The organism is Bradyrhizobium sp. USDA 3256, from assembly GCF_054058275.1.
The window spans coordinates 573,450-588,206 of record NZ_JBSSAE010000002.1; the positions used below are offsets into that span (position 1 = coordinate 573,450).

At 65.7% G+C, this 14,757-nt stretch carries 12 protein-coding genes; 9 read left to right on the forward strand and 3 right to left on the reverse strand.

Annotated features, from left to right (window positions below; genetic code table 11):
• The first annotated feature begins 191 nt into the window (after nt 1-191).
• The gene (gene rpoD / locus ACVWY5_RS04425) at nt 192-2,324 is read left to right on the forward strand and encodes an RNA polymerase sigma factor RpoD (protein WP_018269832.1); all 2,133 of its coding nucleotides are present in this window, start codon (nt 192-194) and stop codon (nt 2,322-2,324) included.
• A 160-nt stretch (nt 2,325-2,484) separates the two neighbouring features.
• On the opposite strand, the gene ACVWY5_RS04430 is transcribed toward rpoD, so the two are convergent.
• Together ACVWY5_RS04430 and ACVWY5_RS04435 are read right to left on the reverse strand one after the other, a co-directional pair.
• On the reverse strand, nt 2,485-2,721 hold the full coding sequence (locus tag ACVWY5_RS04430) for a hypothetical protein (RefSeq protein WP_026192271.1): 237 nt from the start codon (nt 2,719-2,721) through the stop codon (nt 2,485-2,487).
• A 170-nt stretch (nt 2,722-2,891) separates the two neighbouring features.
• Nucleotides 2,892-5,696 (reverse strand): CHAT domain-containing tetratricopeptide repeat protein, encoded by a 2,805-nt coding sequence (locus tag ACVWY5_RS04435; protein WP_321176632.1) that lies wholly within the window; start codon nt 5,694-5,696, stop codon nt 2,892-2,894.
• Between the two features lie 506 nt (nt 5,697-6,202).
• Between ACVWY5_RS04435 and ACVWY5_RS04440 the strand changes: the two genes are divergently transcribed.
• The 3 genes from ACVWY5_RS04440 to ACVWY5_RS04450 all read left to right on the forward strand — a co-directional run bounded on the left by ACVWY5_RS04440 (nt 6,203) and on the right by ACVWY5_RS04450 (nt 8,652).
• Nucleotides 6,203-6,613: an ester cyclase gene (locus ACVWY5_RS04440; protein WP_051376057.1), complete on the forward strand. Its 411-nt coding sequence runs from the start codon at nt 6,203-6,205 to the stop codon at nt 6,611-6,613.
• Between the two features lie 169 nt (nt 6,614-6,782).
• A complete protein-coding gene (locus ACVWY5_RS04445; RefSeq protein WP_028333148.1) occupies nt 6,783-7,589 on the forward strand; it encodes a lytic murein transglycosylase in 807 nt (268 codons plus the stop codon).
• Between the two features lie 214 nt (nt 7,590-7,803).
• On the forward strand, nt 7,804-8,652 hold the full coding sequence (locus tag ACVWY5_RS04450) for an FRG domain-containing protein (RefSeq protein WP_028333149.1): 849 nt from the start codon (nt 7,804-7,806) through the stop codon (nt 8,650-8,652).
• 633 nt (nt 8,653-9,285) lie between these two features.
• On the opposite strand, the gene ACVWY5_RS04455 is transcribed toward ACVWY5_RS04450, so the two are convergent.
• On the reverse strand, nt 9,286-10,155 hold the full coding sequence (locus ACVWY5_RS04455; RefSeq protein WP_028333150.1) for an SDR family NAD(P)-dependent oxidoreductase: 870 nt from the start codon (nt 10,153-10,155) through the stop codon (nt 9,286-9,288).
• Between the two features lie 160 nt (nt 10,156-10,315).
• Between ACVWY5_RS04455 and ACVWY5_RS04460 the strand changes: the two genes are divergently transcribed.
• The 5 genes from ACVWY5_RS04460 (at nt 10,316) to ACVWY5_RS04480 (ending at nt 14,619) form a co-directional block, all read left to right on the forward strand.
• On the forward strand, nt 10,316-10,720 hold the full coding sequence (locus tag ACVWY5_RS04460) for a response regulator (protein ID WP_028333151.1): 405 nt from the start codon (nt 10,316-10,318) through the stop codon (nt 10,718-10,720).
• A 109-nt stretch (nt 10,721-10,829) separates the two neighbouring features.
• A complete protein-coding gene (locus ACVWY5_RS04465) occupies nt 10,830-11,441 on the forward strand; it encodes a LysE family translocator (protein WP_028333152.1) in 612 nt (203 codons plus the stop codon).
• 691 nt (nt 11,442-12,132) lie between these two features.
• Nucleotides 12,133-13,335, forward strand: a complete 1,203-nt coding sequence (locus ACVWY5_RS04470; RefSeq protein ID WP_028333153.1) for a GGDEF domain-containing protein — start codon at nt 12,133-12,135, stop codon at nt 13,333-13,335.
• A gap of 86 nt (nt 13,336-13,421) precedes the next feature.
• On the forward strand, nt 13,422-14,042 hold the full coding sequence (locus ACVWY5_RS04475) for a peptidoglycan recognition protein family protein (protein WP_038377305.1): 621 nt from the start codon (nt 13,422-13,424) through the stop codon (nt 14,040-14,042).
• Between the two features lie 199 nt (nt 14,043-14,241).
• A complete protein-coding gene (locus tag ACVWY5_RS04480) occupies nt 14,242-14,619 on the forward strand; it encodes a VOC family protein (protein WP_028333155.1) in 378 nt (125 codons plus the stop codon).
• Nucleotides 14,620-14,757 lie beyond the last annotated feature (138 nt).

Genomic DNA, 14,757 nt, shown 5'->3' on the forward strand with positions numbered 1-14,757 from the left:
TGGCTGCAAAAACAGGGTTAAGCGAAACTTAATAGCCTCGCGGCTATTGCAGATTGGAAACCGTCGAGACGGATGACAGGGGTGGCGAGATATTGCGCCGCCCTTTGTGCGTCGAGAGAGTAAATCTAGATTTCGTGCGGATGCGCGTGCGTGGCGCCATTTTGCACGACCGCGTTTCGGGAGCTTAGTGAATGGCCACCAAGGCAAAGACGCTGCAGGTTAAGGACAAGGAAAAGGACGACAAGGCAGCGGATGCTCCTGAGAAGGATGCCGCTGACGCGCCGTCGCCGTTGCTCGACCTGTCGGATGCCGCGGTGAAGAAGATGATCAAGCAGGCCAAGAAGCGCGGCTTCGTGACCTTCGATCAGCTCAACGAAGTGCTGCCCTCCGATACGACCTCGCCCGAACAGATCGAAGACATCATGTCGATGCTGTCAGACATGGGCATCAACGTCACCGAGGCCGACGATAGCGAAGGCGAGGACGAGAAGGACGACGGCGACGACGAGACCGACAACGAGCTCGTCGAGGTCACGCAGAAGGCCGTCACCGAGGTCAAGAAGTCGGAGCCCGGCGAGCGCACCGACGATCCCGTGCGCATGTATCTGCGCGAGATGGGCACCGTCGAGCTGCTGTCGCGCGAAGGCGAAATCGCGATTGCAAAACGCATCGAGGCCGGCCGCGAGGCGATGATCGCGGGCCTCTGCGAAAGCCCGCTGACCTTCCAGGCCATCATCATCTGGCGCGATGAGCTCAACGAAGGAAAGATCTTCCTCCGCGACATCATCGATCTGGAAGCCACCTATGCCGGCCCCGAGTCCAAGGGCGGCATCAATCCGAACCTGATCGGCAACAACGGCGCCGAGGGCGCCGCGGCTGAAGGCAATGGCGGCGATGCGCAAGGAAGCGCGCCGGCCCACGTCGCGCCGCCGGCAGCGCCGCCGTCGCCGACCCCGTTCCGCGCCGCGCCCGCCGGTGGCGAAGCCGCCACCGAGGAGAAGGATCCCGCCGAGGCCGCCGCCGAAGGCGACATGGACGACGACGAGTTCGAGAACCAGATGTCGCTCGCCGCCATCGAGGCCGAGCTGAAGCCGAAGGTGGTCGAGACCTTCGACAAGATCGCGTCCGAGTACAAGAAGCTGCGCCGCCTGCAGGAGCAGGACATCGCCAACCAGCTGCAGAGCGAGTCGCTGTCGCCCTCGCAGGAGCGCAAGTACAAGAAGCTGAAGGACGAGATCATCGTCGAGGTGAAGTCGCTGCGCCTCAACCAGGCCCGCATCGATTCGCTGGTCGAGCAGCTCTACGACATCAACAAGAAGCTGGTCTCGTTCGAGGGCCGCCTGCTGCGCCTCGGCGACAGCCACGGCGTCGCGCGCGAGGACTTCCTGCGCAACTACCAGGGCTCCGAGCTCGACCCGCGCTGGCTCAACCGCGTCTCCAAGCTGTCGGCCAAGGGCTGGAAGAACTTCGTCCATCACGAGAAGGACCGCATCAAGGACCTGCGCCACGAGATCCAGTCGCTGGCGGCGCTCACCGGGCTCGAGATCGGCGAATTCCGCAAGATCGTGCACGGCGTGCAGAAGGGCGAGCGCGAGGCCCGTCAGGCCAAGAAGGAGATGGTGGAAGCCAACCTCCGGCTCGTGATCTCGATCGCCAAGAAGTACACCAACCGCGGCCTGCAGTTCCTCGACCTGATCCAGGAAGGCAATATCGGCCTGATGAAGGCGGTCGATAAGTTCGAATATCGCCGCGGCTACAAGTTCTCGACCTACGCCACCTGGTGGATCCGGCAGGCGATCACCCGCTCGATCGCCGACCAGGCCCGCACCATCCGCATCCCCGTGCACATGATCGAGACGATCAACAAGATCGTCCGCACCTCGCGCCAGATGCTGAACGAGATCGGCCGCGAGCCGACCCCGGAAGAGCTCGCCGAGAAGCTCGGCATGCCCTTGGAGAAGGTGCGCAAGGTCCTCAAGATCGCCAAGGAGCCGCTGTCGCTCGAAACGCCGGTGGGCGATGAAGAGGATTCGCATCTCGGCGATTTCATCGAGGACAAGAACGCGATCCTGCCGATCGACGCCGCGATCCAGTCCAACCTGCGCGAGACCACCACGCGCGTGCTGGCCTCGCTCACCCCGCGCGAGGAGCGCGTGCTGCGCATGCGCTTCGGCATCGGCATGAACACCGACCACACGCTGGAAGAAGTCGGCCAGCAGTTCTCGGTCACCCGCGAGCGCATCCGCCAGATCGAGGCCAAGGCGCTGCGCAAGCTGAAGCACCCGTCGCGGTCGCGGAAGCTGCGGAGCTTCCTGGACAACTAATATTTCCGATTGTCATTGCCGGCTTCGACCCGGCAATCCATCGAAACAACAACGGCGGGCCTGGGGCCCGCCGTTTTCATTTTGATCCGTCTCCGACGTCATTGCGAGGAGATTGCTTCGCTGCGCTCGCAATGACGTGGATAGAGTTAACTGGACGCCGCTACTTCTTCTTCGCCCCAACTCGCTCGATGGACTTGATCTCGAGCGGCGGGCGGCCGCCCTTTTCGGCGATCTCGCGGTCCTGCTCGCGCAGGAAGGCGCGCACCGGCTCGTCGCCGTCGAGCCCGCCAATGAGCTCCGACGGCACGCGGCGGTTGGAGCGCTGCGAGCCGTCTTCATAGAACACGTTGAAGAAGGCGAATTCGCCTTTGGGATTGGTCCCGGGTTTTTTCGGCATGCGCGGCTTGTCCTCGATCGGGGCGCCGCTGTCAAAGCAAATCGCCGGTGCCCGCGCGCCGGTCTGCCCTGCGCGATCGGGTTGCGTGCGGCCCTTGCGCAACGCCGGGCGCAGTTCGGTCCGGCATGCGCTCGCGGCGCTCGTCCGGTCACATCAACGACATATACGGCTCAGCCCTCGAACAGCACGAACGCCGCCCACACGCTGGCGTCGCTCGCGCCCGCGACCTTGCCGTCGCGCGCATCGCGCCTCGTCTGGCGCAGCGCATCGGAATAGGTCAGGCCCTCCGCGAGGTGCTCGTAGAACCGCACGGTGAAGTTCGCGGTGCCCTCGTCGGCGACCGGCCACAGCGTCAGCAGCGCGCGGCGCGCGCCGGCGATGCCGAGCGCGGTCGGCAGGCCGCGCAGGCCGCTGACGAAGCTCTCGTCGCCGCGGCCGGTTTCGCAGGCCGACAGCACCAGCAAGTCGAGCCCGGACAGGTCCCAGTCCATCAATTCGAAGGCATAGAGATAGCCGTCGTTCTCGTCGCGCAGCGGAAATCGGCCGTCGCCGGCGCCCGACAGCACGATGCCGCTCTGCCACAGCGTATCGAGGCCCGACGCCGTGCTGTCGTGATAGAAGCCGTGCGTCGCCAGATGCGCGATGCGCGCCTTGCCGATCGCCGCGCGCAGCGTGCCTTCGCTGACGCCGCGCCCGGTCAGCATCTCGACCGGCGCGCCGCGGGTGCGGGCGAGTTTTGCGATCGCCTCGATCTCGGTTCGGGTTGCGGGCAGCGGCATCGGCCCCGGCTCGCCATATTCGATGCCGCCGGCGAGCAGCATCGCGCCCTGCTGATCGAGCGTCTCGCGTGCATGGATCGCGATCAGCGCATCGGGGCTGGTCAGCATCCGGATCGTGAACTTGTCCTCCAGCAGGCCGCCCTCGGCGCCGGGCAGCAGCGCGAACGGCACGGCGAACAGGAAGCCGTCGGGCACGACATAGAGCGTGGTCTTGTCCTGCAGCAGCGGCTCCAGCGGCGCGAACAGCCGCGCCCGGAGGTTCTGGAAGCGGCCTTTGACGTCGGACGCGTGAGCGTCGGGATCGGGCACGGCGGCCCGCGTCGCGCGCAGCCGCGCGATCTCGGTGCGCACGCCGGTGTCGACCATCCGGCCGGGATCGCCGAGATCGACCACGCGCGGCTCGCTCGTTGCAGTCTCGACGATCGCGTAGAGCACCGTCGCCGCCAGCGGCGCACTCGCCTGGCGATCCGCCTTCCATTGCCGGGTGATGAAATAGTTGACGACGGCTTCCTGCGCCGCGAGCAGCTGCGACGGACGGATCGGGTCCTGCGGCAGCTTCATGCCGATCGCATCGAGCCGCTTCTGCAGCGCCTTCTCGGCCGCGTCCTGCCGCCCCCACACCGATCGCGCCCAGTCGTCGATATTGCCCGACGAGAACAGCTCCTGCTTTTCGCCGTTGAGCCGGAGCGCCGTGCGCAGCAGCGTCGCGGTCTCCTCGTCCTTGCCGGCCATTTGCGTCTTGAGCTGGCGCAGCGCCGTGGCGTCGGCGCCGCCGAGTGTCTTCCAGCGCAGCACGGCGGCGGCAAAGGCCGGCTGCGCCACGGCGGAGCCGGCGCCGGTGGCGAAGCGGCCGAACGCGAACAAGAAATGGTCGGCATGGGCGCGGATCGCTTCGGCGACGGCGCGATCGCCCGATGTGCCGACCTCGCGCTTCATCCAGTCGAATATCTCGCGGTCGAGCGCGGCGAAGGCCTGCACCGCGCGGCTCGGATCAGCAGCGATCAGCGCGGCCGCGATGCCGAGCTTGATCTCGAAGCTGATCGGATGCTGCGCCGTGAAGGCACGGGTCGAAATCGCCAGCGCGGTCTCGCGCAGCCGCATCCCCTTGTCCCGCTCGCCGCGCTGCTCGCGTTGGCCGGCAGCCAGCACCGCGGATTTGATGCGCAGGAAATCCGCAAAATTCGCCTCATTGGCGACGATCGCCTCCAACCGCCCCAAGTCGGCCGGCGCGATCGCGGCGTCGCCGGCGGCGAGCATGTCGGTGTAGAACAGCCAGGCGTCGGCCTGTCCGGCAAAGCTCGGATCCTTCGGCGCCATCGCGGCCGCGATCGCGCGGTGCCGGCGGAAGTAGCGGCGGGCGTCGTCGAAGCGGCCGAGATTGAGGAAATCCTGGCCGGCGTTGTTGACCGTCACCAGCGTGTTGAGATGGTTCTCGCCATAATGTCTGGCGCGCTTCTCGATCGCGAACAGATCGAGCTCGAGCGCCTTCGCCGGCGCGCCGATCTCGCGCAGCATGTCGGCATAATTGTTGGCGAGCTTCCAGGTGGTGCGGTGGTCGGGCCCCAGCGCCTTCTCCGCGCGCTCGAAATTGTGCCGGCCCAAATTGGTCGCCGACGCCGCCGAGCCGTTGGCGGACAGCGCGACCGCGAGCTTGTCGCTCGCGATCAGCGATTCCTCGGAGCCTTCGCCCCAATAGGCGTTGAACGCCGCGATCGCCTTCATGTAGAGCGGAACGGCTTCGGCGATCCTGGCGTGGTCCGACAGCAGGATCGCGTACATCAGCAGCACGTCGGCATTGCCGGGCGGCCGTTGCGCCGCCGCCTTGCTCTGGAACGCGCGCACGAACAGTTTTTCGGCGAGATCGTCGCGCTTGACCGCGCGCAGCGTCGCGGTCGCGTCGAAATACTGCTCCATGACGAACTGGGCGTCGTCGAGCTTGTCTGCGGCATCCAGTGCTGCAAGCAGCTGTGCATAGCCGGCGTCGACCTTGCCGCCGCGCGTCAGCGCGACGGCGTTCTTCATTTGCGCGGCGATCGCCTGCGTGCTGCCGGCGCCCTGCGCCGGCGCACGCTTGGCGGGGGCGTTCTGCGCGGCGGCGGTGTCGATCGCTGCGCTCAAAACAGCGCCGAGCGCGAGCACGACACCGATCGATGCGGCAGCCCTGCGCGCGCGTGCGAAACCCCCGGCGATCGTCATCGGCAGCACATCCTCTTCCCCAGACGCGTCATCGGATGGCGTCCCCAGTGAAGGCGGCGTCGCAGCCGGCGTGCCTGGCTTTAGCGGCGCGGCTTTGCATGAACAAGACAGCGCGGCCGGCCGCCTGGCGGCGGAAGCGGCTTGCCCAGCCCGTGCTTTTGGTCGCGGCCGGCGGCTTCGGCGTTCATGCGTCGCGTCCGCAAATGCTGCCGTGCGGTGTGTCGCTCGCCCGGGCACCGCCGCTTGCATGCCACCGGCAGTCAAGCCAACGGATGATGTTACCGCCGGTAGGCCGGCCGTTCGCGCAGAAGCGAGGGAACGGCTGGCGGCGGAGCCGCGCACGCCGGCGCAGTTTCCCGGCAGCCTTCTTTCGTATTGGCGCGCAAACGAGCGACGGCCGAAAGCCGAGCTTTTTCTGACCATCGTCACTTGCGCCATGCCGTCCGATTCGCGTATGAGGCGCATCCTTCTCTTTCTACAACCATCCCTTCGAGAACCCACCGCCGATGTCCAACGCCACAATCGACGCCAACAAGGCGCTCGTGCTCGCGCATTACGACGCCGTGACCAACCGCCACGATCCCGAGGCGATCCGGGCGCAGCTGGCGCCCGACTTCTTCGACCATGCGGCGGGCAAGCGGCTGAGCGCCGAGGACGTGATCGCGCATTCGGCCGCGATGCACGAGACCTTCGCCGACCTGTCGGCGGTGGCGGAATGCCTGGTGGCCGAGCGCGACATCGTCGCCGGCCGCTTCGTCTGGCGCGGCCGGCACCGCAGCCCATGGCGCGGCATTCAACCAACCGGCCGCCACGTCGAATTCCGCGGCATGACGTTCTGGCGGATCAGGGACGGCAGAATCTCCGAGCGCTGGGCGGAGTTCGATTTTGTCGGGTTGGAGCGCCAGCTCAGGGATTGAGCTTCAGCTACGTGCCGATCGATGGATGGATGCGCCGTGGTCATTCCGCGTGCGAACATGGATTGAGGCGCGTAGCTGCCTGCCGAGGATGGAGCGTCGTGCCGACACTTTGACTGCCTTGTTTGCTCCATGGCATGATCAGCCAATCGAAGCAGGGAGATTTTTTTGCATGCTCAGGTGTCGTTTGGCGGTTGTATTCGGCGCCTTGCTGCTTGCCACCCCCTCCTACGCCGCGCGCTGCGGCGGCAGTTTTCCCGGCTTCGTCCAGTCGTTCTCGCAGGAGGCGGCGAGCGCCGGCATCCCGCAGGACGTGATCTCGGCTGCGCTCGGCGGCGTGCAGCAGGATGGCGGGGTGCTCGCCTTCGACCGGCGGCAGCGCTACACCTTCAACAAGACGTTCGAGCAGTATGTCGCAACCCGGGTTGGGCCCGGGCGCATCAATGGCGGCCGCGCGATGCTGCAGCGGCATGCCGCGCTGCTGTCGAAGATCGAGCAGCAATACGGCGTGCCGCGCCAGATCCTGGTCGCGATCTGGGGGCTCGAGACCGATTTCGGCAAGGGCGACATGGGCAAGCTGCCGGTGTTCCGCGTACTCGCGACGCTGGCGCATGATTGCCGCCGCACCGACCTGTTCCAGGGCGAGCTGCTCGCCGCGCTCAAGATCGTGCAGCGCGGCGATCTCCGTCTCAACGATATGATCGGCGCCTATGCCGGCGAGATCGGCCAGACGCAATTCTTGCCGTCGTCCTACATCAAGTACGGCGTCGATTTCGACGGCGACGGCCATGTCGACCTGCGCCACTCGGTCGCCGACGTGCTGGCCTCGACCGCGAACCTCCTGCACACTAGCGGCTTCAAGATGGGCGCGCCCTATGGCGAGGGCACCGCGAATTTCGAGGCGATGCGCGAGTGGAACAGGGCGGTGATCTATCGCAAGACCATCGGGTATTTTGCCGATCAGCTCGTGGGGCGGTGACCGCTCTGCGGTCATCCCGATGCGCAATTGCGCATCAGGGCGCGCGCCTCGGCGCGAACCCGGGATCTCGAGCCGCATATCTGCTGTCATTCCGGGATACACCGATAGGCGCAGGCCTGGAATCCATCGGGCCGCATCACGCATGGAAAAATGGATTCCGGATTCAGCCCTGCGGGCTGCCCCGGAATGACGGGTTGAGAATTCTGGTGTCTCCATGGAAACCATCGGCAGCCAAAAAATCTGGTCGTTCTTCGACCGCCGCGGATGCCAGGTCGCGAAGAACTCGGCGGTGCGGGAGGGGCCGGGCCATCGCGTCGGCTCCTATCTCGAGCTCGCCACCAAGATCGCCGAGCTGCAATTCCTCAACCGCGATCATGTGCTGCTGTTTCGCGGCCAAGGCGCCGACTACAGGAACATCAAGCGCAATTCGTCGCTGAAGCCGACGCTGTTTCGCGGCGGCCGCGGCAATCCCGATCAGGCGACGCTGGTCGGGCGGTTCGATGCGTTGCAACGCGCCGAGCGGATCCTGATCGCCGAATACGCCAGGGAAAAGCTGCTCGGACTGGAGCGGCTGAAGCGGCATCGCATCCTGCGCTGGTCGATCCTGCAGCATTACGAGGTCTGCACCACGCCGCTGCTCGACGTCACCCATTCGATCCGGATCGCCGCCTCCTTTGCCTCGCTGGCGGAGACCGGCACCGCCTTCCTCTATGTGCTCGGCGTGCCGAATTTGAGCGGCGCGATCACCGCGAGCGCCGAGGCCGGCCTGCAGATCGTGCGCCTCTCCAGCGTCTGCCCGCCGTCTGCGGTGCGCCCGCACATCCAGGAGGGCTATCTGCTCGGCGAGTATCCGGAGATGTCCGGCACCGAGCAGAAGGAGAACTACTTTCCCTACGAGATGGATTTCGGCCGGCGGCTGGTCGCCAAATTCTCGTTCACGCCGGCGTCGTTCTGGAAGAACGACAATTTCCCGCAGGTGACGAGGAGCGCGCTCTATCCGTCGGAACGGAGCGATCCGCTGTTCCGGCTGGCGCTCGCCGTGAAGAGGCAGCTGGGCGGGTAATCTCGTTTCGCGATGACGCGCAGGTGTGACTCGCAGGCATAGTATGACCCGCGGGTCGTGCAACATCCTCGGTGTCGTCCCGGGCTTGGCCCGGGACCCATAACCACAAATTTCGGTTGAGTGCACGACGCTGTGGCCCCGGCGTGTCTCGCCAACCCGATCCTGTGGTTATGGGTCCCGGCTTTCGCCGGGACGACGGCTGTATGCGCGTCGCCGCCGCAGGGCCTCGGGTCGCGGCGTCGTGCGTTCGCTCACTGATCGTGCAACATCCTCGGTGTCGTCCCGGGCTTGGCCCGGGACCCATAACCCCAAATGTCGGTGTTGCACGACGCTGTGGCCCCGGCGTGTCTCGCCAACCCGATCCCGTGGTTATGGGTCCCGGCTTTCGCCGGGACGACAGGTGTATGCGTGTCGGCGCCGCAGGGCCTCACGTCGCGGCGTCGTGCGTTCGCTCACTGCTCGTGCAACATCCCCGGTGTCGTCCCGGGCTTGACCCGGGACCCATAACCACAAATGTCGGTTGGTTGCACGACGCTGTGGCCCCCGCGTGTCTCGCCAACCCGATCCTGTGGTTATGGGTCCCGGCTTTCGCCAGGACGAAGGGTGATGCGCGGGTTGCTCCGCGCCATTGTGCTACTGGCTCGCCCTCGCGGCATCGCGCGCGATCCGCCGCGCCGCCGTCTTCTCCATCATCCGTTGCATCGTTTTCCAGTAGGTCGCCGGGCGGAAGCGTTGTAGCAGGTCCATGAAGTATGCGTCCTTGCCGATCAGGATGCGCGGCTGGTTCTTCTCGATGCCGGCGATGATGCGCTGTGCGGCCGCGGTCGGCGTGGTCCTGGCCAGCGCGTCGAAGCGCTCGATCGATTCGGCGCGGCGGGCATTGTCGGTGACGCCGGTGCCGGCGCGCGAGTTGCGCGCGATGCTGGTGGCGACGCCGCCGGGATGCACCACGGACAGGCGCACCGGGCTGTTCGCCACCGCAAGCTCGTGGCGCAGGCTCTCCGAGAAGCCGCGCACCGCGAACTTGGCCGCGCAATAGGCGCTCTGGCCGGGCGGGGCGATGATGCCGAAGATCGAGGAGACGTTGACGATATGTGCCTCGCGCTGCCGCGAAAGCTGCGGCAGGAAGGCGCGGGTGCCGCGCACCACGCCCCAGAAATTGATGTTGAACAGCCACTCCATCTGCGCCTGATCGAACTCGCCGAACTCGCCGAGCAGCGCGACGCCGGCATTGTTGACGACGATGTTGAGCGAGGGATGCGCCGCAACGGCGGCCTCCGCGAATGCCGTGATCTGGTCCGGCTCGCTGACGTCGAGGCGGTGCACGGTGACCTTGCGCGGGCTCGCTTTCGCGATCTCCGCGGCGGCGGCCTGCAGGCCGGCCTCGTCGCGGTCGGCGATCGCCAGATCGCAGCCGCGCAGCGCCAGTTCATGCGCGAGCGCGCGGCCGATGCCGCTGGCGGCTCCGGTCACGGCAGCGGCGGATCCAGGGATCGCGGTCATGTCGGGTGAGCTCCATCTCAACGGGGGTGGTGGTTGCCAGGTGAGGAACACGGCATTTCCACGCTTTTCTCAAATTGGAACTGAACCATCCAGTGATTTTGGGCATTTAATCTATGTTACGCGCTCGAACCGAAGCATTCAAACCAAGGGAGCCACACCCATGGGACAGTCAAAGCCCTATCGTGCGAAGGCCCTGGTGGTTGAGGACGACCCGATGCAGCGCGAGATGATCGGGCTGCTGCTGGAGGAAAGCGAGTTCGACGTCATCGCCTGCGAGAGCGCCGAGGCCGCCGAACTGGTGTTGCAGGGCAACGGCGACAACGTCGTGCTGATGATGACCGACGTCGAATTGGCCGGACACATGACCGGCATCGAGCTCGCTTATGCCGCGAAGAAATACAGGCCCGATCTCGACGTGATCGTCACCTCGGGCAAGCCGCTGCGGCAGCGCCTGCCCGAAGGCGCCTTGTTCTGGGCCAAGCCCTGGGCGCCGCTGGACGTGATCCGGGTCGCCGAGATGAAGGCGTCGGAGCTTTCGCATCGCGGATGGCGCAGGTCGTCATAACGGGGCGCCGGCGCCGGGCGGAGGCCGGCAGCCGCTTCCGCCGTCCCCGTCGCCGTGATATTGGCGGACGATGTCCCGCCCGCCGAGGATTTGAAGTGACGGATTTGAAGTGACCTGGTCCTTTCTGCTGACGTCGCTGATCGTGGTGGCCTCGCCCGGCACCGGCGTGCTCTATACGCTCGCGGTGGCGTTGACCCGGGGAGCGCGGGCGAGCGTGGCGGCGGCGTTCGGCTGCACGCTCGGGATCGTGCCGCAGATGATCGCGGCGATGCTCGGGCTCGCGGCCATCCTGCACACCAGCGCCGTGGCGTTCGCGGCGCTGAAATGGGGCGGCGTCGTCTATCTGCTCTACATGGCCTGGCAGGCGCTGCGCGAGCGCGGCGCGCTCGCCGTCGACACCGAGATCAAGCCGCGCTCGCGCCGGCGCGTGATCGTGACCGCGATCCTGATCAACATCCTCAATCCAAAGCTGTCGATCTTCTTCCTGGCCTTCCTGCCGCAGTTCATCGCGGTCGACGAGCCGCATCCGCTGGCGCGGATGGTCGAGCTCAGCTGTGTCTTCATGGCGATGACCTTTGCGGTGTTCGCAGTCTACGGGCTGTTCGCCGCCTCGGTGCGCGACCGCGTAATCACCCGGCCGAAGGTGATGGCCTGGCTGCGGCGGAGCTTTGCCGCGGGCTTTGCCCTGCTCGGCGCCAGGCTCGCCTTCGCGGAGCGCTGACGTCGCGGCCGTCAGGCCCTGATGCAGGCAATAAAAAAGCAGGCGTTGCGCCTGCTGCCATGCGCCCCGCCAGTTCGGGGCCGATCGATGTAGGGTGGTGAATTCGAGGTTGACGTCGCTGCGACCGGTCGTCCCGGTCCGGGTGCCCGGGCAGGGCGAGAGCCGCTACCCGGGCTGGAATTCGTTACTTCTTGGCGGCCTTCTTCTTGGTGGCCTTTTTCGCCTTCGCCTTCTTCGCCTTCTTCGCTTTCTTAGCCATAGTATCCTCTCAGGGTTTCATGGATTGAACGCGACTCCGAGGCATGCTTGGCGGAGGGCCAGCCTCGCAACATCCTCGATATCAAACTCAGCAGATTCGGAGGCTGCTGCCGCGTGCTGTCACGGCGCCGTCATCGTGTTATCCACAACTGTTACGCGTTTTCGCCAGCTTTTTCGCAAAGCGTTGCGCATGTCGCGCGTCGCGGCGTCGTCGCATCCGTCATGCTTAACGATGCGCAAACGGCGGATGCGCAGATCTTCATCGATTCAAAACCACAGCGCGGATTGGCACGTTGTGGGTGACGCTCCGTTAAGCGGCGCGGCCGCATGCTGTTCCGCAAGACAACGGGGATTGTCATTTGAGGAAGCGCCCGGAGGGGGCAGACGGTCATTTCAGGAGAGGCGAGGCCGATACGGCTCTCGAACAGGGGCGATGTTGAGCGTTCCGACGCTTTGGACGGTATTCATTATCAATTTTCTCGCGCTCGGGCTGATCTGGGCCTATGTCGCGCGGAGCTATCCTGCTTTCGGCGCGGCGCGGTTCTGGACCGCGTCGGCGCTCGTCGCCTCCGCCGGCGCCAGCTGCGCGATGCTTCGCGTGATGCTGACGGACTCGCTGCTGCCGCTGCTTGCGGCGGGGACCTTGATGGTGTTCGCCGCCGGCCTTGCCGCGATGGGCATCGAGCGGTTCTACGACAAGCCCGCGACCTGGCGCGCCACGTTGCTGACCACAGCGCTGGCCTTCGCCGGTCTCGGCACCTTCATCTTCGCCTATGACAGCATGCCGATGCGCATCCTGGTCTACACCATTGCCCAGGTCATGCCGTTCGCGCTGACGCTGAAGCTGTTGCTGTCGTCCGAGAACGGCCGCGTCAGCCCCGGTGCCCGGCTCGCCGGCATCGTCGCCTCCGTGCTGATCGGCATCTATGCGCTGCGCGCCGTCGGCGCGCTGCTGCAGCCCGGCGAGTTCTCCTTCGTCCGCTTTTCTGCGGGGCAGTCGCTGGTGATCCTGCTGATGGTGTTCCTGTCGATGGCGCTCAATTTCGGCTTCCTGCTGATGGCGATCGACCGGCTGCGCAACGAGGTCGCCGACCTCGCGCTGCTCGACGATCTCACCGGCGTCGGCAACCGCCGCCATCTCCTGCAGCGGCTGACCGAGGAATGCGCGCGCTCCGACCGCAACGGCGAGGCGTTCGCGCTGCTGGTGATCGACCTCGACGGCTTCAAGGGCATCAACGACACCCATGGCCACGCCGCCGGCGACGCCTGCCTGCAGCATTTCACGCTGATGGCGCAGACGCGGCTCCGCCCGGGCGACATGCTGGCCCGCACCGGCGGCGACGAGTTCTGCATCGTGCTGCCGTCCTCGACGCTGCGCGAGGGCGCGATGATCGCGCGCCGCGTGCTCGAGGTCTGCCGCGCCGACGCCGAGCAGTGCACCGGCAGGGACATCCCGATCGCGGTCTCGATCGGCGTCGCGCAATGGACCCGCGAGATCGGCCTGCATCCCGATCGCCTGGTCGCCGCCGCCGACCACGCACTCTACGATGCCAAGAAGGGCGGCAAGAACGGCTACGCGACCTACGAGCCGAAGCTGCCCGAGACGGTCGAGGCGAGCCTGCGCAAGCGCGCCTGAGCGTGCTAAAGCATGATCCGGAAAAGTGCGAAGCGGTTTTCCGAAAAGATCATGCTGAATAGAGAGACGACACCGGATCTTCAGTGATGATGCTTCGCCTGCTCACCGCGCTCGTTGCGCTGGTCCTGTCCGCTGCCGTGTCAGCCGAAACGCCCGATCTCGCGGCCATCGCGCGATCGCAAGGCACGCCCGAGATTCCCGGCTTGAAGATGGTCTGGCTGGCGCCCTGGGGTGACGTCGCCAAATCGCATCCCTGGCGCAATATCATCGTGCACCAGACCGAGGGGCCGCAAGGCTCGGCACGATACGGCGCCGAGGCGCAGCACAAGAACCCGACCCGGCGCGGCGTCATGGTCTGGGTCGAAACCGACGGCACGGTCTATTGGGCGGTCGCCGACAACCTCGTTCCGACCCACACAGACGGCGCCGATCGCAACGACAACAAATACGTCGACAACAGCAAGACCTATCACCAGGTGAACAAGGACACGTCGATCGGCGTCGAATTCGCCGGCAATTATCCCGACGTCACGACGGGCCCGACCGACGCACAGGTCGCGGCCTGGCGGGTGCTGGTGAAGCTGCTGCGCGCGCGTTACGGCATTCCGCCGGAGCGCGTCTACGCCCACAACTGGATCGACTTCAAGGATGCCCGCTACTGCGAGGGCTGCACGCTCGCCACCATGGCGCGAGAGTGGGGCGAGTAGGGCGGCGTACTCATCAAAATCCGGGACGCCGGCGTTCGGGGACGAAGCGGCAACCCGACCCGACCTCAGGGATACCGCCTTCTGACCCGAAGCGGTCATGTGGCTGTCCCAACCCCGACTCCCACCTTAAAGGTGACAAATTTTCAGACATTGAGAAGAGCAGGCGAAAGTTTGCTGCGTGACGTCGGAGTGCACCAAGATGAGCCCTTCCGGAGCTTTGATCGCGATCCTGCCGTGCAATGACCTTGATGCGTCGGAGCGGTTCTACAATCGGCTGGGCTTTGCGCGCCCGGACGGCGAAAGGCCTGCTCCGGGAGAGCCCGACACCTATCGCATGCTGTCGAACGGGAAGGGCGGATATCTACATCTGACGGACGCGGTCGAGGGATGGCTGACGCCGGGCAGAAACCCTTTTGGGCTTTATCTTTATCTCGAGAGTGTTGATGCCGCGGCCCGCGAATTTCAGCAATCGCCCGAAGACAAGCCGTGGGGGATGTACGAATTTGCGGTCTCTGATCCAGATGAAACGCTGGTCCGTGTCGGTTGGCCAACCCGCCTCCGCACCGGAGCGCAATAATTCGTCTGCTTTTGGCCCCTAGCCGACATAGCCAAGAGCGCCTGCTTTGTCCGCTTCGTCGGATGGGTGGGGCCGGCGATCGAATGTGGACGATGGGTGTTGCAGAACAAGGACTGGCGTTAACGACGCTTGGCGATT